General features: G+C 61.1%; 18 protein-coding genes and 1 pseudogene. 9 read left to right on the top strand and 10 right to left on the bottom strand.

Annotation, left to right across the window (positions count from 1 at the left end; translation table 11 throughout):
- Positions 1 to 54: 54 nt before the first annotated feature.
- Positions 55 to 474 (bottom strand): GFA family protein, encoded by a 420-nt coding sequence (locus AC4CWH_RS06675; RefSeq protein ID WP_491320915.1) that lies wholly within the window; start codon positions 472 to 474, stop codon positions 55 to 57.
- Between the two features lie 91 nt (positions 475 to 565).
- Here AC4CWH_RS06675 and AC4CWH_RS06670 point away from each other — a divergent pair, with 91 nt between their 5' ends.
- Both AC4CWH_RS06670 and AC4CWH_RS06665 read left to right on the top strand, forming a co-directional pair.
- On the top strand, positions 566 to 724 hold the full coding sequence (locus AC4CWH_RS06670; RefSeq protein WP_491320914.1) for a hypothetical protein: 159 nt from the start codon (positions 566 to 568) through the stop codon (positions 722 to 724).
- 282 nt (positions 725 to 1,006) lie between these two features.
- Positions 1,007 to 1,498, top strand: a complete 492-nt coding sequence (locus AC4CWH_RS06665; RefSeq protein WP_491285077.1) for a DUF995 domain-containing protein — start codon at positions 1,007 to 1,009, stop codon at positions 1,496 to 1,498.
- A 93-nt stretch (positions 1,499 to 1,591) separates the two neighbouring features.
- Here AC4CWH_RS06665 and AC4CWH_RS06660 read toward each other — a convergent pair whose 3' ends face one another.
- Positions 1,592 to 2,965, bottom strand: a complete 1,374-nt coding sequence (locus AC4CWH_RS06660) for a class II 3-deoxy-7-phosphoheptulonate synthase (protein ID WP_491285076.1) — start codon at positions 2,963 to 2,965, stop codon at positions 1,592 to 1,594.
- A 258-nt stretch (positions 2,966 to 3,223) separates the two neighbouring features.
- Here AC4CWH_RS06660 and AC4CWH_RS06655 point away from each other — a divergent pair, with 258 nt between their 5' ends.
- Positions 3,224 to 4,501, top strand: a complete 1,278-nt coding sequence (locus tag AC4CWH_RS06655; protein ID WP_491320913.1) for a hypothetical protein — start codon at positions 3,224 to 3,226, stop codon at positions 4,499 to 4,501.
- Between the two features lie 24 nt (positions 4,502 to 4,525).
- Here AC4CWH_RS06655 and gor read toward each other — a convergent pair whose 3' ends face one another.
- The 3 genes from gor to rpiA form a co-directional block, all read right to left on the bottom strand.
- Positions 4,526 to 5,920: a glutathione-disulfide reductase gene (gene gor / locus AC4CWH_RS06650; protein ID WP_491320912.1), complete on the bottom strand. Its 1,395-nt coding sequence runs from the start codon at positions 5,918 to 5,920 to the stop codon at positions 4,526 to 4,528.
- Positions 5,921 to 6,096: 176 nt separating this feature from the next.
- Positions 6,097 to 6,660 carry a DUF2059 domain-containing protein gene (locus AC4CWH_RS06645; protein WP_491285071.1) on the bottom strand — a complete coding sequence of 188 codons (564 nt, stop codon included), beginning with the start codon at positions 6,658 to 6,660 and terminating at the stop codon, positions 6,097 to 6,099.
- A 17-nt stretch (positions 6,661 to 6,677) separates the two neighbouring features.
- On the bottom strand, positions 6,678 to 7,373 hold the full coding sequence (gene rpiA, locus AC4CWH_RS06640; protein ID WP_491285070.1) for a ribose-5-phosphate isomerase RpiA: 696 nt from the start codon (positions 7,371 to 7,373) through the stop codon (positions 6,678 to 6,680).
- 220 nt (positions 7,374 to 7,593) lie between these two features.
- Between rpiA and AC4CWH_RS06635 the strand changes: the two genes are divergently transcribed.
- Positions 7,594 to 8,241, top strand: a complete 648-nt coding sequence (locus AC4CWH_RS06635) for an HAD family hydrolase (RefSeq protein WP_491321374.1) — start codon at positions 7,594 to 7,596, stop codon at positions 8,239 to 8,241.
- A gap of 83 nt (positions 8,242 to 8,324) precedes the next feature.
- On the opposite strand, the gene AC4CWH_RS06630 is transcribed toward AC4CWH_RS06635, so the two are convergent.
- Both AC4CWH_RS06630 and AC4CWH_RS06625 read right to left on the bottom strand, forming a co-directional pair.
- Positions 8,325 to 10,229: a L,D-transpeptidase family protein gene (locus AC4CWH_RS06630; RefSeq protein WP_491321373.1), complete on the bottom strand. Its 1,905-nt coding sequence runs from the start codon at positions 10,227 to 10,229 to the stop codon at positions 8,325 to 8,327.
- Between the two features lie 11 nt (positions 10,230 to 10,240).
- Positions 10,241 to 10,312: pseudogene (locus AC4CWH_RS06625) on the bottom strand (hypothetical protein); the annotation flags it as partial.
- Positions 10,313 to 10,784: 472 nt separating this feature from the next.
- On the opposite strand from AC4CWH_RS06625, the gene fumC reads away from it, so the two are divergent.
- Together fumC and AC4CWH_RS06615 are read left to right on the top strand one after the other, a co-directional pair.
- Positions 10,785 to 12,173, top strand: a complete 1,389-nt coding sequence (gene fumC / locus AC4CWH_RS06620; protein ID WP_491320911.1) for a class II fumarate hydratase — start codon at positions 10,785 to 10,787, stop codon at positions 12,171 to 12,173.
- Positions 12,174 to 12,364: 191 nt separating this feature from the next.
- Complete coding sequence (locus AC4CWH_RS06615) at positions 12,365 to 13,435, top strand: GGDEF domain-containing protein (protein ID WP_491320910.1); 1,071 nt, start codon at positions 12,365 to 12,367, stop codon at positions 13,433 to 13,435.
- 79 nt (positions 13,436 to 13,514) lie between these two features.
- Here AC4CWH_RS06615 and AC4CWH_RS06610 read toward each other — a convergent pair whose 3' ends face one another.
- The 3 genes from AC4CWH_RS06610 to AC4CWH_RS06600 all read right to left on the bottom strand — a co-directional run bounded on the left by AC4CWH_RS06610 (position 13,515) and on the right by AC4CWH_RS06600 (position 15,808).
- Positions 13,515 to 14,123, bottom strand: a complete 609-nt coding sequence (locus AC4CWH_RS06610) for a pyridoxamine 5'-phosphate oxidase family protein (protein ID WP_491320909.1) — start codon at positions 14,121 to 14,123, stop codon at positions 13,515 to 13,517.
- An 82-nt stretch (positions 14,124 to 14,205) separates the two neighbouring features.
- Positions 14,206 to 15,417: a low temperature requirement protein A gene (locus tag AC4CWH_RS06605; RefSeq protein WP_491320908.1), complete on the bottom strand. Its 1,212-nt coding sequence runs from the start codon at positions 15,415 to 15,417 to the stop codon at positions 14,206 to 14,208.
- Between the two features lie 4 nt (positions 15,418 to 15,421).
- Positions 15,422 to 15,808 carry a gamma-butyrobetaine hydroxylase family protein gene (locus AC4CWH_RS06600; RefSeq protein ID WP_491320907.1) on the bottom strand — a complete coding sequence of 129 codons (387 nt, stop codon included), beginning with the start codon at positions 15,806 to 15,808 and terminating at the stop codon, positions 15,422 to 15,424.
- A gap of 242 nt (positions 15,809 to 16,050) precedes the next feature.
- Here AC4CWH_RS06600 and moaA point away from each other — a divergent pair, with 242 nt between their 5' ends.
- The 3 genes from moaA (at position 16,051) to AC4CWH_RS06585 (ending at position 19,127) form a co-directional block, all read left to right on the top strand.
- Positions 16,051 to 17,037 (top strand): GTP 3',8-cyclase MoaA, encoded by a 987-nt coding sequence (gene moaA, locus AC4CWH_RS06595; RefSeq protein ID WP_491321372.1) that lies wholly within the window; start codon positions 16,051 to 16,053, stop codon positions 17,035 to 17,037.
- A gap of 252 nt (positions 17,038 to 17,289) precedes the next feature.
- A complete protein-coding gene (locus AC4CWH_RS06590; protein ID WP_491320906.1) occupies positions 17,290 to 18,615 on the top strand; it encodes an MFS transporter in 1,326 nt (441 codons plus the stop codon).
- Positions 18,616 to 18,698: 83 nt separating this feature from the next.
- Positions 18,699 to 19,127: a hypothetical protein gene (locus AC4CWH_RS06585; RefSeq protein WP_491320905.1), complete on the top strand. Its 429-nt coding sequence runs from the start codon at positions 18,699 to 18,701 to the stop codon at positions 19,125 to 19,127.
- The last annotated feature ends 44 nt before the right edge of the window (positions 19,128 to 19,171 follow it).

Raw genomic sequence — 19,171 nt, 5'->3', positions numbered from 1 at the left:
GATTTAGCGTGCGCCTCTCGTCGGAGCAATGCGGCAGAGGGTGAATTTTCGATGTCAGGTCTGCGCCTCGTGCGGCCGGCGGGAATGGCCGGCGGGATATTGCGGGGCATCGCCGCCGATCTCGTAAAAATCGGGCTTGTCGGCGCAGTAGATGTGGTACCGCATCGAAAGTCCGCTTGGATCGTCGAAGGCGCCCACCATCACCGACACCCGATCCTCACCATCGGCCTGCCAGAACAGCGCCGAGCCGCAGCGACCACAAAATCCCCGTCCCGCGCTGTCGCTTGCACGGTACCAGTGGAGCGTGCCGGCATCCTCGATGGTGATGTCACGCAATGCACATTCGGTCGCGGCATAATAAAGCCCCGTCTGGCGCCGGCACTGCGAGCAATGACAGCCAACCACCCCGTCGAGTTGCCCCCGCACCACAAATCGCACCGCGCCACAGAGGCAGCCACCCTGATGATCGTCCATTCCATGTCCCTCCGGTCGCGTCAGAAACACCTGACGTTTCGTTGCGTCCGGGTCAAACAGCTTCGGCTGACAGGAAGTTTCAGCGAAATTGATGGCACATAGAGAGGCGCCGGAGGCTCTCAAAGGCGCCGTCGACTGGAAACGCGTGCTGCAGATCGGCGTGGACAAGCCCACCGGTCTTTCCGCTCGCGCCTGCTCCGTCCTAATGCGCCGCGACAATGTTTGGGCACGCTGGTTCGATCGGCGGTAGCAGATGCCCCTATTAAAGGGCCCCGGACTGCAACTCAAAGATATATTCATCCGCGCATTCATACACATGGATGTATCGTCAATATAAATTCAATAAAAATTCTGAACGACCTGACAATTTTCCAATTCTATAGCTAAAGACGCGCAAAATAATGTTTGTCATTCCTACACGAAGTGCCATCATTGAGACAGCGGTACGACGCCGACACCCGATCGTCTCCGGCAGTCTTGCATCTCTGACAGCAGATCAATCACCAGCAGCATGAACACAAGGGGGAATGTCATGAAACATGTGATAAGCCTTACCGTGCTCGCCATCAGCCTCGCGCTGCCGGCAGCCCTTCCCGCATTGGCGAAAAATGATGGAAAACTGCCCAAAACCGCAAAACCTCTGACGGAGGAAGAAGCGAAAGCGATCTACTCGGGCAAGACGATCGATTGGCAGCCATCGCGGGTCTACTGGCGACCGGATGGTACGGCGATCGGGTTCAACCCGAAAAAGGGCCAGGAATATTTTACGGAGGGAACGTGGACCGCCCGCGGCAACGAGGTCTGCTTGCACCTCGAATGGCATGGTCCGGACAAGGCAAAGCCGCCTTATCTCGAAGACCTGTGTGCGAAATATTACAGTGATGGCAAGAAGGTCTGGGTCGAGAACACCAAGGATGAGCCGCAATATATGGGCGACATCTGGACCGGCATCGAGAAGAAGCTCAAAAAGGGCGATACAGCATCCGAGCAGGCTTTGGCACTGAAAGCCAAGTTCGGCTATTAAGCCTGTCAGGAACCGTAACCTTCCAACGCCCACGAAAAAGGGCCGGATATTTCCCTCCGGCCCCTCTTCAATCCTGTGCGTGAAAACGGCCGATCAGCCGTTCACCACCATGCGCTTTTCGTCGCGGCCGGTCTTCATGCGCTCGGCGAGAAGGAAGGCCAGTTCCAGCGCCTGGTCGGCATTGAGGCGTGGGTCGCAATGGGTGTGGTAACGGTCCTGCAGGTCGCCGGCCGTCACGGCACGAGCGCCGCCGGTGCATTCGGTCACGTCCTTGCCGGTCATTTCCACGTGGATGCCGCCGGGATGCGAGCCTTCGGCACGGTGGATCTGGAAGAAGCTTTCGACTTCCGACAGAACCCGCTCGAAAGGCCGGGTCTTGTAGTTGTTGAGCGTGATCGTGTTGCCATGCATGGGATCGCAGGACCACACGACCTTGCGGCCCTCGCGTTCGACGGCACGGATCAGGCGCGGCAGATGGTCGGCGACCTTGTCATGACCGAAGCGGCAGATCAGCGTCAGGCGGCCGGCCTCGTTGGACGGGTTCAGAATGTCGATGAGCCGCAACAGATCGTCGGCCTGCATGGACGGGCCGCATTTCATGCCGATCGGGTTCTTGATGCCACGGCAGAATTCCACATGGGCATGGTCGGCCTGGCGGGTGCGGTCGCCGATCCAGATCATGTGGCCTGATGTGGCATACCAGTCGCCGGAGGTCGAATCGACGCGCGTCATCGCTTCCTCATAACCCAGAAGCAGCGCCTCGTGGCTGGTGAAGAAATCGGTCTCGCGCAGCGCCGGATTGTTTTCCGAGGTGATGCCGACGGCCTTCATGAAGTCCATCGTTTCGGAAATCCGGTCGGCCAGCTTGCGGTAACGCTCGCCTTGCGGGCTGTCCTTGACGAAGCCGAGCATCCACTGGTGGACGTTTTCCAGGTTGGCATAACCGCCCATCGCAAACGCGCGCAGAAGGTTCAGCGTCGCTGCCGACTGGCGGTAGGCCATCAGCTGGCGTTCCGGGTTCGGAATGCGGGCTTCCGGGTTGAACTCGATGCCGTTGATGATGTCGCCGCGGTAGGACGGCAGTTCCACATCACCCTGCTTTTCGATGTTGGACGAGCGCGGCTTGGCGAACTGGCCGGCAATACGACCAACCTTCACCACCGGCTGCTGGGCACCAAACGTCAATACAACAGCCATCTGCAGAAAGGCGCGGAAGAAGTCGCGGATCGTGTCGGCGCCATGCTCCTGAAAACTTTCAGCGCAGTCGCCGCCCTGCAGCAGGAAGCCGTTGCCTTCTGCCACCTGGGCAAGGCTCTTCTTCAGGCGGCGGGCTTCCCCGGCAAACACGAGTGGCGGAAACGTTGCGAGCTGGGCTTCCGTTGCCTTCAGCGCCTCCATGTCCGGATAATCCGGAACCTGCTGGATCGGTTTTTGCCGCCACGTGTTCGGGGTCCAGTTCTGTGCCATGGTCTTTTATCCGTCCTTCGCACCGGGTCCTGCCGGTGCCGTTCCTCAAGTTGGCGGCTTATAAACCTTTGCAGGCGGCTTGCATAGCCGGGGAAACCACCCTCGCCGGCTGCTGAGGCAGGCATTTGTTCATCCTGTTTCTTCAACCTGTGGCAATCGATGCGTTCTAATCTTGGGCACTTCGGGGGCGTGTTTCGCCCCTCCTGCCGCATGATGCAGCACTCTTTTGGTGATCCTTTCACGACAGATGGCTTTTTCATGCGCCTCCTCACGCTCCTGCGCGACCGTTCCGGCAATTTCGGCATCACGACCGCCCTCATCGCGGCACCTCTGATCGGTGGTGGCGGCATGGCGGTCGATCTGGCCTATGCGCTCGACCAGCGTACGGCGCTGATGGCCGCCGCCGATGCAGCAGCTCTCGGCGCCCTGTCGGAAAAGTCCCCGGGCGTGGCGGCAGCGCTTGCCATGGGCGGCGATGGTAAGGTGGCGATCGGCGCCCAGGACGCGCTCAGCCTGTTTCGCGGCCAGATGTCCAATATCCAGGCGCAGGTGACCAGGGTCGATATCGATCTCAATCGTCAGGGCAAGGATCTCGTCTCATCCCTCACCTTCGAGGCAAGTGTGCCCACCGCCTTCATGCGCGTGCTCGGCCTTGACAGCATCACCATCTCGGGCACGGCAACGGCCACTTACCAGACGAATGCCTTTGTCGATTTCTACATGCTGCTCGACAACACGCCGTCGATGGGACTTGCCGCCACCACCGCCGACATTGCGACGATGAAGCGCAATACGCCTGACCAGTGCGCCTTCGCCTGCCACGAGACCACCAATGCCGACAACTACTACCTGCTGGCCAAATCGCTCGGCGTGAAGATGCGCATCGACGTGGTGCGCGAGGCGACCCAGGCCCTCACCCATGACGCCACCCGCTATGCCCAGCTTGCCGATCAATACCGCATGGCGGTCTATACGTTCGGTGCGACCGCCGATACCGCCGGCCTCACCGAAGTCTCGCCCATGAGTTCGGACATGGCCAAGGTGCGCACCGCAACCGACCTCGTCGACCTGATGACGACGCCGAAAAACAACTACAAGAGCAACCAGCTGACGGATTTCGATTCAGCACTATCGAAGATGAAGACGTTGATCGGCAAGGGCGGCACGGGCGACAGCACCACAAACCGCCAGAAAGTGCTGTTTTTCGTGGCCGACGGGGTGTTCGATGCGGCCAAGCCCACCTGCAGCGAGCCCCTGAGGGTAACACGCTGCCAGGAGCCGATCGATACCAGTTTCTGCGATGCACTGAAGAAAAACGGCGTGAAGATCGCCGTCCTCTACACCACCTACCTGCCGCTGATGGACGACAGCTTCTGGGTCAACTGGATCAAGCCGTTCAACGCCAAGATCTCGCCGCATATGGAGGCCTGCGCGTCGACAGGCTATTTCTTCGAGGTGAGCCCGACCGAAGGCATCGAGGACGCCATGCAGGTGCTGTTTCGAAAACTGCTGAGCGCCCCCCGCCTCACCGGCTGACGATGAGGCGGCACTTTTGCGCAATCAGCCGTCGATACGCTCTCCGCCCCGCACGCGGTAGCTCGGCTTGTACATGGTCACCAGTTCCTCGGCGGCCGTCGGATGCACCGCCATGGTGCGGTCGAAATCGTCCTTGGTGACGCCGGCCTTCAGCGACACGCCGAGAAGCTGCGCCATTTCGCCGGCATCGTGACCGAGAATATGGGCGCCCACCACCTTGCGGTCGCTGGCATTGACGACGAGCTTCATGATCATCTTTTCCGCCCGGCCGGACAGCGTCGCCTTCATCGGACGGAACTCGGCGCGGTACACTTCGATCTCGTCGAATTTTTTGGCCGCGTCCTCCTCGGACATTCCGACAGTTCCGATTTCCGGCTGCGAGAACACAGCCGTTGCAATGAGATCATGGTCCGGCGAGGTCGGGTTGCCGCGGTATTCGGTCTCAATGAAGCACATCGCCTCATGGATGGCGACCGGGGTCAGTTGCACGCGATCCGTCACGTCGCCAAGCGCAAAGATATGCGGCACATTGGTGCGCGAATAGGCGTCGACGATGACGGCGCCGCGCTCATCCACGGCAACGCCTGCCTTTTCGAGACCCAAGCCTTGTGTATAGGGGTCGCGGCCAAGCGCCAGCATCACCTGGTCGGCAACAATGGTGGCGCCGGCCTTAGTGCGCGCGCTCAGCCCGCCGGCGGGCGACTGCGTCACCTCCTCGATGATATCAGTGAGCACGATGCGGATGCCCTTGGCTTCCATGGCCTTGTGCAGGCCCTGGCGCATGTCGTGGTCGAAACGCGACAGGATTTCCTTGCCGCGGTAGATCAGCGTCGTCTCGACGCCGAGACCATGAAAGATATTGGCAAATTCAACCGCGATATAACCGCCGCCGGCAATCAGGATGGATTTCGGCAGGTCTTCGAGATGGAACGCCTCGTTGGAGGTGATGCACAGCTCGTGGCCGGGCAATGCCGCATGCGGATTGGCGGTGCCGCCGGTTGCGATGATGATGCGTTCCGCCGTCACCGTCGTATCGGTCTTCAGCAGCCGGATCGTGTGGGCATCGACCAGTTCGGCGCGGGTATCGAGAAGTTCTGCGCCGGCATTTTCCAGTCCGCGGCGGTAAAGCCCTTCCAGACGGGCGATTTCCTTGTCCTTGGCCGCAATCAGCGCCTTCCAGTCAAAACGGCTTTCGCCGACCGCCCAGCCATAACCGGCGGCATCTTCGAAATGCTCGTGAAACTGCGAGGCATAAACGAACAGTTTCTTCGGCACGCAGCCACGGATGACGCAGGTGCCGCCGAACCGGTATTCTTCGGCAATCGCCACTTTCTTGCCAAGGCCGGCTGCCAGCCGCGCCGAGCGTACGCCGCCCGATCCGCCGCCGATGACAAAGAGATCGTAATCGTAACTGGCCATGAGAAACTCCTGTCAGGGATCGGGATAAACGGCGACCGCAGCAACGCAACGCATGGGGTGCGCGAACCGGCCGCCCGCAACGGGATGTGTTGCCCTGCCATATAATGCGGACGCTGCAAAAGCAAAAGCCCGGATCGCTCCGGGCTTTCAGGGCTGTCATGCACAAATGGCAGGGATCAGGGCTTGGCGGCGGGCGCCTGGCCTTCCACCTCGGCCACCGGCGGTGCGATCGGTGCCGCATCGATGGTGCCGCGCAGCTTTTCGGTGCTGCCGGTGGTCAGATCACGCGAGACGCCATTGGCCCAGATCTGGGCGGCGCGAACAGATTCGCGCTGCACCAGCGGCAGGGTCTTCAGGTATTTCTGACCAACGTCGGAGGAGTAGAAAGCCGAGATCGCCTTCAGTTCATCGGCCGTAAACGAGCGGGCGAAAATCGTCGCCACTTCCTTTTCCAGATCGGCGCGACGCGGAGCAAGAGCCAGCGCCTGCGCATCGACGGTCTTGGAAATCTGGTCCTGGAAGTTCGGCGAAGCGGTGATGTATTCGCTCTTCAGCCGCTCGGCGAGGCCGGGAAGAATGGCATCGTAACGTTCGGTGGCCTTGAGCGCCGAGATGACGTCGCGGGCCGCCTTCAGGTGATCGGCAGCGATCTCCTGCGCCTGCGCCGTCGCGCCGACCATGGCGCCTGAGAGAAGGATTGCAAGTGCCGCAGCACGGCCGAGAACCGCTTGTCTGATCATGTTTCGTTGCTCCTGTCTTAATTCGCCTTCAGCGTCCGCGCTCCTGCCGCACCGGCAATGATCGCGAAGGACGCCATGTTGATGAAAAGCCCGTGCTCCACGACGCCGGGGATAGAATTCAGCTGGGTCGAAAGAGCCTCTGCATCAGGAATACGGCCAAAGAATGCGTCAAAAATGTAGTGGCCGCCATCGGTTGTGAAGACATCTTCACCTGAACGCCGAAGCTTGATATCGCCGGAAAGGCCGAGCCGTGCGGCCAGCGTCTCGATCGCAATGCGCGTCGAGCCAAGGCCAAACGGGTTGACCTCGATCGGCAGCGGAAACTTTCCGAGCGTTTCGACCACCTTGGTTTCGTCGGCAATGACGATCATCCGCGTCGAGGCGGCTGCCACGATCTTTTCGCGCAAAAGCGCGCCGCCGCCACCCTTGATCAGGGTCAGATGCCCGTCCACCTCGTCTGCACCATCGATGGTAAGGTCGAGCTGCGGCAGTTCGTCCAGCGATTTCAGCGGCACGCCAAGCTCCAGGCAGAGCCGCGCCGTGCGCTCGGAGGTCGGAACCCCCAGAACCGAGAGCCCGTCTGCGACCTTTTCCGCCAGCAGCCGCACGAATTCTTCCGCCGTGGAGCCGGTGCCGATGCCCAGCCGCATGCCGTCTTCCACATATTGAAGGGCCGCCTCGGCAGCCTTCACCTTCATGTCCCGGGCGTCCATACGCCGCTCGCTCCCGTCTGTTTCGCCGCAAGCTGTTTACACGGCCCGCCTGTCAAACAAAAGTCCCCCGCATGCATGTTATACCGGCTTCCTGTGGGCTGTTTTTGCCGGCCCGTTTGCATTTTTCCGCGGCAAACCGTAATTGGCGGGATCAGACCTTCCTTGATGCAAAGGCCTTGCCGTGACCCAACCTCTCGTCGTCTTCGATCTCGATGGAACGATGATCGATACTGCTCCGGACCTGATCGCGAGCCTCAACCACACGATTGCGGTCGCCGATCTTGCGCCGGTCGATTTCAACGACCTGACGCATCTCGTCGGCCAGGGCGCCCGCGTCATGATCCGCCGCGCCTTCGATCTGAGGGGCAAGCCGCTCGACGACACTGCAGTCGAGCCGTTGCTTGCCCGGTTCCTCGATCACTACAAGGCCGAAATGCCCGGCCACAGCCGCGTCTATGACGGGCTTCTGGACAGTTTCGCGCGGCTGGAATCATCTGGCATGCGGCTTGCCATGTGCACCAACAAGCTCGGCGAACTCGCCTATCCGCTCCTCGAAAAGCTGGGACTTGCCGGGCGTTTTGTCGCCATGACCGCCGGCGATACATTTGCCGTGCGCAAGCCCGATGCCCGTCATCTGCTGGGCACGATCGAACAGGCCGGCGGCCATCCTGCCCGCTCCGTCATGATCGGCGACAGCGTCAACGACATTCTGGCCGCCAAAAATGCCGGCGTCGCCTCCATTGCCGTCACCTTCGGTTATTCGGACGTGCCCGTCGATACACTCGATCCGACCGCTGTCATCTCGCATTTCGATGAGCTGACCGTCGATCTGGTCCATCAGGTGCTGGCGCAGCGCAAGGCCGCCTGACTGGCCTCAAGGGCCGACGGCCCCCATGCACGAAAAAAGGCGGCCCGCGAGCCGCCTTTATCATGTGTTTCAGGCTCTGGCGATCAGGCGCCGCGCGCCTTGCTCGTCGCCTCGAACGCCTTCACCACTGCCTGATCGCGGTCATAAACGTCGTCAAAAAATTCCACCTTGCCATCCTTGTTCGGCCAGGCGGTGAAATAGGCGACATAGACAGGGATCTTGGCCGTCACCGGCAGCGCCAGGTTCTTGCCCTGGGCAATGCGGGCGCCAACCTCCTGCTCGCTCACGCCCAGCACGGCGGCTGCCATCTTGCGCGGTTCGGCAAGGCGCACGCAACCATGGCTCAGCGCACGCATGTCGCGCTGGAAGAAGCTCTTCGACGGCGTGTCATGCATGTAGATGGCATGGCTGTTGGGGAAGAGGATCTTCAATTCGCCAAGCGCATTGTCGCTGGATGGCGGCTGGCGCACGGCAATCGACTGGGTCGAGCCGTACCAGTTGACCGCAGTCGAGGACACGGCCTTGCCGCCCACTTCCACCTGATAACCGAGACGGTCGAGATAGCTCGGGTCCTGGCGCAGCTTCGGCAGCATCTCGTTGATGATGATCGACTGCGGCACGCCCCAATAGGGGTTCACTTCCACGGTCTTGATCTCGTCGCGGAAGAAATAGGTCTGGTTCGACTTCGAACCGACCACGACGCGCATCGAAAACTGCTCGCGGCCCTGATCATGGTAATAGACGCGGAAAGCGGGCTGGTTGATGAAGACATAACGGTCGCCAAGCGTGTTGGGCAGCCATTTGGTCTGCTCCATGGCAACAACAAGCTTTTCGAGCTTGTTCTCGCTCGTCTCGCCCACCATGGCGCGCACGGTCGCGGGTCCAATCACACCGTCGGCCTTGAGGCCGGCTTCCTGCTGGAAACCCTTGACGAGATCGACAAGATCCGGCGCATAGTCGGGGCTTGCCTGATAACCGGCAAGCGTCGAGGCATGGCTTGCCTTCAGGGCAGCCGAACCGCGATGCTGGATCGCGGCAACGACATGCGCCATTTCGGCACTGCTGTTGCCCGGCTTCAGAACGAGGTCGCTCGGCAGGCGGACGGCTTCCACCTGGTTGACACTTTCGGCCCGAAGGCGCAGCAGTTCGGCCTTCAGCACGCGGTATTCGGCGCCGGTCGGCTCAAGCCCCTGCAGATAGGCGCTCGCATCCGGTGCTGCACCGGCAGACGCCAGCAGGCCGTCCAGCGCAAAGTCGCGGCGCTTCAGGTCGTGATAACCGGAAAGCCGGTTGGGATCGACGCGGCCACGCACCAGGTCCTGGGCAAAAAGCACCATCTTGGCAGACATGGCCAGCTCGAACTGCATCAGGTCGCGGTCATGGCTGTCGGCAAGCGTTGCGGGCTGGGCAACGGGCGCTGCCGGCTGTGTCGCGGGAGCCTGCGCCGGCGTTGCAGCCGTTGCAGCGTCTGCAGGAACCGGCTGGGCACTCGCAGCGCCTGCCGGAGCCACAACCGTCTCGGCCGGTGTCGATGCGGTCGTCGATGCCGGCGTCGCCTGCTCGGGCGTTACACTTGCCGTCGTCATGGCCGGAACCGTCAGGCGGTAGTCGGACGGATCAAGGCCAAACTCTTCTGCCTTGGCAAACAGGGCCATCACCGCATGGGCGCGCTCGTTCACATCGCCCTGCTCCACCCAGAGCGGCGCGCCACCCTTACTGTAATAGGCTTCGACGGCGGCTGCGACATCGGAGGGCGCCGTGACGGACGCATTGGCGAGAAAACGCGTCTGGTCGGTCGCATGGGCAGCGGTAAAACCTTGCGTGCGGATCTGGCGCGTCTGGTCGCTCTTGTAGGTGAGATATTTCGGCGCCGACACTTTTGGCAGCGGCTCGGGGTCGCTGCGGTCGGCGGCACGCTGCGTGTCCGGCGAAACGAGGTTGCGGGTATCCACGTGTTGCTGCGTGCCCTGGCGGTTGCCGCGCAACATCTCCATCAGCGTCAGGGCATGGGCGTGACCTGCCCCCAGGGAAGAAAACGAAATGCCCGACAGAAGGGCAAGTGCGAGCGAAGTCTTTTTGTGGGAGTGCGACAATGTTGTCCCCGTCACCTTATGAGCCGTGAATCAGCGTGCGTTCAGCCTGTTCCGCCTGTCTCTAACGGAAGCGGCGCGCCGTGGAAAGCAAACGAAAGACGCACGAGATCGGCAAAAAGATCCGACGCATCTGTTTATCGTTTCCAGAACCCTAAGAAACCACTGGTTAATTTTTTATAACACCACGCCAAATGGCCTGTTCACGCTGGCGTGACGCGGCAAAAAGCGCTTGTTTTATAAGGAGGCCGTGTCTTTCAGGGCACGCTGCAACCGTCAAAGGCCGACGGATCTTTCGTGGTGCCTGCCCCGGCCCATCGTCGGATGGGGGTGCTTTGCCCCGCTTGCAGTGCCGCTGTGATCGTATAGTAATTCGCCGCCTGATCTTGCGCGGCGCCGGTGGCTTGGCTAACCCGGTTCCACGATCCTTTTTTGTCACACAGAGGCTTTGAGATGACCACGCGCACCGAAACCGATACCTTTGGCCCGATCGACGTTCAGAGCGACCGCTACTGGGGTGCCCAGGCGCAGCGATCGCTCGGCAACTTCAAGATCGGCTGGGAAAAGCAGCCGCTCTCCGTCGTGCGTGCGCTCGGCATTGTCAAGCAGGCGGCTGCCCGCGCCAACATGGCGCTCGGCGGGCTGGATGCTCAGATCGGCGAAACCATCATCGCCGCTGCCCAGGAAGTCATCGACGGCAAGCTCAACGATCATTTCCCCCTCGTCGTCTGGCAGACCGGTTCCGGCACCCAGTCGAACATGAATGCCAATGAAGTCATCTCCAACCGCGCCATCGAGATGCTGGGCGGCGTGATGGGCTCCAAAAAGCCGGTTCACCCGAACGACCATGTCAACATGAGCCAGTCGTCGAACGACACCTATCCGACGGCCATGCATATCGCCTGCGCCGAGCAGATCGTGCGCCACCTCATTCCATCGCTTCAGCATCTGCACCAGGCGCTGGATGCCAAGGCAAAGTCCTTTGCCCATATCATCAAGATCGGCCGCACCCACACGCAGGATGCAACGCCGCTGACGCTTGGCCAGGAATTTGGCGGCTATGCCGCGCAGGTGGCGTCTGCCATCAAGCGCCTGGAACTCACGCTGCCGGGCCTTTACGAACTGGCGCAGGGCGGCACCGCCGTCGGCACCGGCCTTAATGCCCCCATCGGCTTTGCCGAAAAGGTTGCCGAAGAGATCGCCGCCATCACCGGCCTGCCTTTCATCACCGCCCCGAACAAGTTCGAGGCGCTTGCAGCCCATGATGCGATGGTGTTTTCGCACGGCGCGATCAATGCGGCAGCCGCTGCCCTCTTCAAGATCGCCAACGACATTCGTTTCCTTGGCTCCGGCCCGCGCGCCGGCCTTGGCGAACTGGCGCTGCCGGAAAACGAGCCGGGCTCGTCCATCATGCCGGGCAAGGTCAACCCCACCCAGTCGGAAGCGCTGACCCAGGTCTGCGCCCACATCTTTGGCAACAATGCCGCCATCACCTTTGCCGGCAGCCAGGGTCATTTCGAGCTGAACGTCTACAATCCGATGATGGCCTACAATTTCCTGCAGTCGGTTCAGCTGCTGGGTGATGCCGCCGTTTCCTTCACCGACAATTGCGTCGTTGGCATCGAAGCCCGGGAAGACAATATCCGCAAGGGCGTTGAAAACTCGCTGATGCTGGTAACGGCGCTGAACGGCAAGCTCGGCTATGATGCCTGCGCCAAGATCGCCAAGACCGCCCACAAGAACGGCACGACGCTGCGCGAGGAAGCCGTTGGCGGCGGTTACCTCTCGAATGAGGAGTTCGACCAGTATGTGCGCCCGGAAAACATGATCGGCCCGAAGTAAGGTCCGGCTCCGGGCGGCGCAGGCGCGTCGCCCGGAGCATTTTTCCGGCCTTATCGGGCTAAGATCCATGCCGCTGGCCGATGCGGAAAAAGACATTTGTGCCAGATACCTGCAATGCTGCCTTAAGAGATTTCCAATATCTTGTCCCTAAAGCTTTCGTCGGAATTAACCGAAAGCGCCAGAGGGTTACGATGACATCGGCCGTTGCGCCAAAGGGGGCCCCTTCAGAGATTGCGGGCCATATCATGCAGGCAATGCGCAGCATGGGCGTATCGCCCATTCCGCGCAATTACCAGTTGTTTTATGAAGCCATGCTTGGCAACCACCCGGATCTGTCCCGCGATTTTGCAAAGCTCGGCCCCCGGGTTCGCCAGGAGGAACTGGACGAACTGGCCGCCCTTTACCTCGGCACGCACGGGACCGGCGCGGTCGAGCGTGCGCAAAACCGCATCCGTGAGGAACTCGAAGGCGTGCTGGCACTGCTACGCCAGGAACAGGCCTCGCTCGAAAACTACAACCGCCTGCTGTCGGAAACGCAAGAACGCGTCACTGCCAAACACACGTTATCAGCCGAATTGCTGGCGAGCGCCATCAATCTCGTCGCAACCGCCACCGGGGAAACGCTGGCCAATGGCGAAAAGACCGTCGAGGGCATGGTGCAGCGCTCGCGGGAAATGGAAGCAGTCCGCAAGGAACTGGACACGTACAAGCGCATCGCCAACACGGATTCGCTGACGCGGCTTGGCAATCGTCGAGCCTTCGATGAGCGACTGGCTGCCCTCTATGACGATCCGATGGTGCTGCCGGTGACGGGTCTGGTTCTCGCCGACATCGACCACTTCAAGAAGATCAACGACACCTATGGCCACCCGGTCGGCGACAAGATCCTGGCCTCCGTCGCCGCCATTATTCGTGCGGCCCTTCCGCGCGATGTTTTCGTGGCCCGCACCGGTGGCGAGGAGTTTGCCATCATTGCGGAAAACAAGACCATGGACGAGGTGATGGAGATCTGCGAACGCATCCGCCGGACCCTTGAGGGCCGCCCCTTGCGCAACCTGCGCACGGGCGTCGATTATGGACCGGTCACCCTGTCGCTCGGTTTTGCCATGGGGGCACAGGCGCAAGACCCCGGCGAGCTTTATGTCAGGGCAGACACGGCCCTCTACTGCGCCAAGAATGCCGGCCGCAACCGCACCATGCTCTACGAGGATGGCATGGCCAAGGATTACACCGGCAAGAGCTGGCTGATTTACAAGGGCTGACGGTGTTGCAACGCCTGCCGCGTCAGGCCCGTTTTACCGAAGGCCCGTTTTACCAAAGGCTTGTCTACCAAAGGCTTGTCTACCAAAGGCTCGCGGCAGCGCGTGCGGGCCATTCACGGTCATAGGTCTCGTTGTCGAAATCTGTCTTTGCCGCCTTCAGCATGTCGCCCGGCGTCGGCAGCGCTTTGGGATCGAGATGGCGCTCGCTATTCCACAACTCGGCGCGCATCACGGCGCGCGCGCACTGGAAATAGACCTCGACGATGGTGACCACCGTCACGCTGCGCGGATGGCGGCCATCCATCGTAAAGCTTTCGAGCAGGGCCGGATCGACGGACACCACGGCACGGCCGTTGATGCGCATCACGCTGCTGGAGCCGGGAATGAGGAACATCAGCGCCACGCGCGGATCACGCACGATGTTTTCCAGGCTGTCGATGCGGTTGTTGCCGCGCCAGTCCGGCAGCAGCACCGTCTTGTCGTCCTCAACCCGCACCACGCCGCCGAGATCACCGCGCGGCGAGCAATCGAGCCCTTCCGGACCGACGGTTGCCAGCGCCATGAAGGGTGATGCCTCGATCATCTGCCGGTAAGGTCCGGTCAGCGCCGGCGTCACCTTGGCAACGGAGGCCTCGGATTTTTCCTGGTAGATGGCGCGCAGGGCTTCCACGCTTTCGATGATCGACATGTCAGGCTCTCCGGTAATGCTGCGCAGACGCTAACGGGGCTGCCGTCACCACGCAAGACAAAGCCATGAGGTCTTTGCGGCTCTATTCGCCGCTCGCATCGGCAATGTCGCCGGAGCTTGCGGGCCGGCGTGACAGCTGGCGGTATTCCCAGACGGCCACCATCAGCAGCGCCAGCACCGCGGCAAGGCCTGTGACATGGATGACAACGAAAGGCGCCAGGAAGAACAACAGGATGCAGAGCGTCAGACCCGCCAGATGCGAGGCCGGCAGGCGCCCCGTCGTCATGCGCTTCACCCAGAGATTACCGGCGAGAAACAAAAGCGGCCCGCCGAGAATGACAGCCGCGTGCGCCGTATCGGCAGGCTCCGGGGGATGGGCGATCAGATATTCGGCGGCAACCGCTGTCAAAATGATGCCGGCAACGACGGGCATGTGGCCATAGGTAAACACATGCAAGGCCACCTCGCCCGGCTCATCGGTCGTTTCGATCTCCTGGCTGGCCTTGGCCTGGCCGAAATGGAAATAGATCCACCACATCAGGACGGTGGCGGCAAAGGCGCCGACGAAGGTTGCCATCAGCACCCCCGTCATGTCCTCCTCGGCAAAGGTGCGCCCGATGGCCAGAACGCTTTCGCCAAGACAGATCAGCACAAAGAGGGCGCAGCGTTCGGCCATGTGCTCGCCGGAAATATCCCAGTCGCTGGTGCGCGAAAAACCAAGGCCCGGCACGAAAAAACGCAGTTCGGGGGCTGCATAATCCACCGCAAGCGCTGCAAGCCAGAGGAAAACCCGCATCTCCTCGCGGCTCAGCGCACCGGCAATCCACAGGCAGGCCGAAAGCGCAAACCAGACGGAGACGCGGGCAAAATTACGCCTGACAGCAGGCATCACCTCCTTGAAGGCATAGACGGCAAAGATCGACCGGCCGAGCTGCATGGCGATATACGCGCCGGCAAACATCAGTCCCTTGTCGCCGAAGGCGTGTGGAATGGCAGCAGACAGCAAGAGGCCAAAGAACATCAGCCCGAACAACATGGCGCGCACCGCGCCATGTTCCGGATCCAGCCAGTTCATCACCCAGGCGGTGTGGTTCCACACCCACCAGAGCGACAGCGCGATCATGGTGCCCTTCAAGAGGCCAAGCGGGGTGAAATCGGTGACGATGAAATGTGATAGCTGGATGAGCGAGAAAACGAAGACCAGATCGAAGAACAGTTCGGGAAAACCGACGCGCTTGTCCTCCTGGCGTTCCTCGCGCAGCAGTTCACCCGGCTCCTCTTGCTCGTCGGCCATACGGTTACCTGCTCATGGCGGGGTTGTCGCGGTTAAGGCCTTTTTCGGCAAGCTCTGCCTCGTAGCCGGCAAAAAGCTCTTGGCCTTTTTCGCCCAGTTCCCGCAGGTAACGCCAGGTGAAGATGCCGCTGTCATGGCCATCATCGAAGGCGATTCGCACGGCATAATTGCCGGCCGCAATGGCGTTGCGAATACCAACCATTCGTTTTCCCGGCACCGTCACCTTCTGGCCGGGGCCATGGCCCTGCACCTCGGCAGAGGGAGACAGCACGCGCAACATTTCCGCCGGCAGCGCAAAACGGGAGCCATCGTCAAAGGCCACCGTCAGCGTGCGACGATCCTCGGATACCCGGAGTTCGGTCGGCCAGGCCTTGTCGTAAAGTTCGCTCATCGGATGTTCTTTCGTTTCACGAGGCAAGATGGAGCACCGCTGTCTTCCTGCAAGGGAGGCAATCACCGCGGCGAAATGAGCAGTGGCGTGCAGTGGCGTGTTTGGTGCATCCTATCCGACTTGACGACACAAGCATCAAGACCCATTTTGTGGCTTGAGGAGAAATTGCCTTGAACAGTTTTGTCCAGCCACCGCTCGCCCTTGATGGTGCCCACGCGCCGCTTTCTGCCGACAAGAGCCCGATGATCGATCCGTTCGGTCGCTCGGTCACTTATCTGCGTGTCTCCGTGACGGACCGCTGCGATTTCCGCTGCACCTATTGCATGGCGGAAAACATGACCTTCCTGCCGAAGAAGGACCTTTTGACGCTCGAGGAACTCGACCGTCTCTGTTCCGCCTTTATCGCCAAGGGTGTGCGCAAGCTGCGGCTGACCGGCGGCGAGCCGCTGGTGCGCAAGAACATCATGTTTTTGGTGCGCGCGCTCGGCCGCCACATCGAGGCCGGAACCCTTGAGGAACTGACGCTGACGACCAACGGTTCGCAATTGGCGCGCTATGCCGATGAACTGTATGACTGCGGCGTCAGGCGCATCAACGTCTCGCTCGACACGCTCGATGCCCAAAAATTCAAGGCCATCACCCGCTGGGGCGATTTGTCCCGCGTGATGGAGGGCATGGAGGCCGCGCAGAAGGCAGGCCTCAAGATCAAGCTCAACGCCGTCGCTCTCAAGGGCTTCAACGACCACGAAATTCCAGAGATGCTGCGTTTTGCCCATGGCCGCGGCATGGACCTGACCGTGATCGAGACCATGCCGATGGGCGAGATCGACGAGGACCGCACCGACCAGTATATGCCGCTCTCGGAGCTGCGGAGAAATCTCGAAGGGCAGTTCACGCTCTCCGACATCGGTTACCAGACCGGCGGCCCTGCCCGTTATGTGCGCGTCGCGGAAACCGGCGGCCGCCTCGGTTTCATCACGCCGATGACGCATAATTTCTGCGAAAGCTGCAACCGCGTGCGCCTTACCTGCACCGGCACGCTCTATATGTGCCTGGGACAGAACGATGCAGCGGACTTGCGCACGGCGCTTCGCGCCTCTCCCGACGACGCCTATCTGTCTGCCGCCATCGACGAGGCAATCACCCGCAAGCCCAAGGGACACGATTTCATCATCGACCGCAACAACCGCCCGGCCGTCGCCCGCCACATGAGCGTCACCGGCGGCTGAGGTTTTTCAGCCGTCGCAGCCTGACAGCCGGAACGATCGAGGGCTGCGACCTCGTCCAACAATCATACTTTTCGACCGATTTTCGCCGTGTTTCGGTCGCAAACCAGCGTCCGCTACGGATGTTCTGGCGCGCACGATTCCACCCTTTTGTTTGGATGATGTTGCCCGGCGTTTGCAGCAGCTGAATAATTTTAGCTCCATCCTGTCTGCCCTTGGCGGCCCTTCTGCGGGTATCCCAAAACCTGCCGGCCAATGGCATTCCTCACTCCAAGGAGAACGGTCGTGACAGAAACACGAACCGAGACGATCAAGACGGTGCTGCGCGTCACGAGCGGCAACTTCCTCGAAATGTTCGATTTCTTCCTGTTCGGCATCTATGCCTCGCATATTGCCGCAACGTTTTTCCCCAATGACAATCCGTTCGTCTCGCTGATGGTGACATTCCTCAGCTTTGCCGCCGGCTTTGTGATGCGCCCCATCGGCGCCTTGACGCTCGGCCCCTATATCGACCGCATCGGGCGCCGCAAGGGTCTCATCGTCACGCTGCTTCTGATGGCCACGGGCACGGTGCTCATCGCCTTCGTGCCGGCCTATGCCACCATCGGCATCGCAGCCCCCATTCTCGTCCTCATCGGCCGTCTCCTGCAGGGCTTTTCGGCCGGTGTGGAGCTTGGCGGCGTCTCGGTCTATCTCTCAGAAATGGCAAAACCCGGCCAGAAGGGTTTTTACGTCAGCTGGCAATCGGCCAGCCAGCAGGTGGCCATCGTGGTGGCTGCCCTTCTCGGCTTTCTCATCAACAAGTTCCTGATGCAGCAGCAGATTTCTGACTGGGGCTGGCGCATTCCCTTCTTCATCGGCTGTATGATCATCCCATTCATCTTCATCATCCGCCGGTCGCTGCAGGAAACCAAGGAGTTTGCCGCACGCAAGCACCAGCCGGATACCAAGGAAATCTTCCGCACCCTGTTTTCCAACTGGTCGGTGGTGCTCGGCGGCGTCGGCATGGTGATGATGACGACCGTGTCCTTCTACCTCATCACCGTCTACACGCCCTCTTTCGGCAAGTCGGTGCTGCATCTTTCCGAATCGCAGGCGCTTCTCGTCACCATGGCGGTCGGCGTATCGAACTTCATCTGGCTGCCGATTGCCGGCGCCGTATCCGACCGCATCGGCCGCAAGCCGATCCTGATTGCGTTTACGGTTCTCGCCATCCTCACCAGCTATCCGGCACTCTCCTGGCTTGCCGCCAACATCACCTTCGGCCATATGCTGGTGGTGGAGCTGTGGCTGTCCTTCATCTACGCCTGGTACAATGGCGCGATGGTGGTGGCGCTCACCGAAGTGGTGCCGGTCACGGTGCGCACCGCCGGCTTCTCGCTCGCCTACAGCCTTGCGACGACGCTCGGCGGTTCCTCGCTTGCGATCTCCACCTTCGCCATCGAGGCCACCGGCGACAAAGCTGCCCCCGGCTACTGGATGAGCTTTGCCGCCCTCTGCGGCCTAGTCGCGACGCTCTTCCTTTATCGCCGCAAGGCGACGCCTTCGCTCGAAGGCCAGACGTCAGCGTCCCGCGCTTGATCCTCCCGATGCGGGGCGCACACGTCCCGCATCGCTCAACCCTTTGGCTTTCCCGCAAAACGCTCATGCTGTAGAAACCGGGCATGACCGCACAGCCCCTTAACCCCAACGCCTCCGGCGCAACAGACCGCACCTGCGGCACCTGCACCTTCTGCTGCCACCTCCCTGACATCGAGGCGCTGGACAAACCGGCCAACACGCTGTGCCGCCACTGCGTCGAGGACAAGGGCTGCACGATCTACGACACCCGCCCAAAACTCTGCCGCGATTTCCTCTGTCTCTGGCGCATGTCCGACACGCTCGGCCCCGAATGGCATCCGCAAACGGCCGGCATGATGATCTACACGCAAGGGCTGCAGACCACCGTGCTGGTCGACCCCGCCCGCGCAGACGCATTTTCCCGCGAACCCTATGCCACCGGCCTGCGCCAGATGGCGGCAGATGCCGAACCCTTGGGCGGTTATGTCATCGTGTTTGCCGGGGATGAGGTGACGAAGGTGAAGGCGCGTTAGCTTCTGACCGACCGCTAAAACGGCAAAAGCCGCCGCGGATCTCT

It is taken from the genome of Neorhizobium sp. PAMB6716, from assembly GCF_058242805.1.
This window is presented reverse-complemented; position numbering and strand designations above follow the sequence as displayed.

What these genes read in the sequence shown, in the direction of transcription:
- fumC (WP_491320911.1), top strand. Translation starts at nt 10,785, where the DNA reads ATGACCACGCGCACCGAAACCGATACCTTTGGCCCGATCGACGTTCAG.
- AC4CWH_RS06665 (WP_491285077.1), top strand. Translation starts at nt 1,007, where the DNA reads ATGAAACATGTGATAAGCCTTACCGTGCTCGCCATCAGCCTCGCGCTG.
- AC4CWH_RS06590 (WP_491320906.1), top strand. Translation starts at nt 17,290, where the DNA reads ATGGCATTCCTCACTCCAAGGAGAACGGTCGTGACAGAAACACGAACC.
- gor (WP_491320912.1), bottom strand. Translation starts at nt 5,920, where the DNA reads ATGGCCAGTTACGATTACGATCTCTTTGTCATCGGCGGCGGATCGGGC.
- AC4CWH_RS06660 (WP_491285076.1), bottom strand. Translation starts at nt 2,965, where the DNA reads ATGGCACAGAACTGGACCCCGAACACGTGGCGGCAAAAACCGATCCAG.
- AC4CWH_RS06630 (WP_491321373.1), bottom strand. Translation starts at nt 10,229, where the DNA reads ATGTTGCGCGGCAACCGCCAGGGCACGCAGCAACACGTGGATACCCGC.
- AC4CWH_RS06655 (WP_491320913.1), top strand. Translation starts at nt 3,224, where the DNA reads ATGCGCCTCCTCACGCTCCTGCGCGACCGTTCCGGCAATTTCGGCATC.
- AC4CWH_RS06675 (WP_491320915.1), bottom strand. Translation starts at nt 474, where the DNA reads ATGGACGATCATCAGGGTGGCTGCCTCTGTGGCGCGGTGCGATTTGTG.
- AC4CWH_RS06585 (WP_491320905.1), top strand. Translation starts at nt 18,699, where the DNA reads ATGACCGCACAGCCCCTTAACCCCAACGCCTCCGGCGCAACAGACCGC.
- moaA (WP_491321372.1), top strand. Translation starts at nt 16,051, where the DNA reads ATGATCGATCCGTTCGGTCGCTCGGTCACTTATCTGCGTGTCTCCGTG.
- AC4CWH_RS06600 (WP_491320907.1), bottom strand. Translation starts at nt 15,808, where the DNA reads ATGAGCGAACTTTACGACAAGGCCTGGCCGACCGAACTCCGGGTATCC.
- AC4CWH_RS06615 (WP_491320910.1), top strand. Translation starts at nt 12,365, where the DNA reads ATGACATCGGCCGTTGCGCCAAAGGGGGCCCCTTCAGAGATTGCGGGC.
- AC4CWH_RS06670 (WP_491320914.1), top strand. Translation starts at nt 566, where the DNA reads ATGGCACATAGAGAGGCGCCGGAGGCTCTCAAAGGCGCCGTCGACTGG.
- AC4CWH_RS06610 (WP_491320909.1), bottom strand. Translation starts at nt 14,123, where the DNA reads ATGTCGATCATCGAAAGCGTGGAAGCCCTGCGCGCCATCTACCAGGAA.
- AC4CWH_RS06605 (WP_491320908.1), bottom strand. Translation starts at nt 15,417, where the DNA reads ATGGCCGACGAGCAAGAGGAGCCGGGTGAACTGCTGCGCGAGGAACGC.
- rpiA (WP_491285070.1), bottom strand. Translation starts at nt 7,373, where the DNA reads ATGGACGCCCGGGACATGAAGGTGAAGGCTGCCGAGGCGGCCCTTCAA.
- AC4CWH_RS06645 (WP_491285071.1), bottom strand. Translation starts at nt 6,660, where the DNA reads ATGATCAGACAAGCGGTTCTCGGCCGTGCTGCGGCACTTGCAATCCTT.
- AC4CWH_RS06635 (WP_491321374.1), top strand. Translation starts at nt 7,594, where the DNA reads ATGATCGATACTGCTCCGGACCTGATCGCGAGCCTCAACCACACGATT.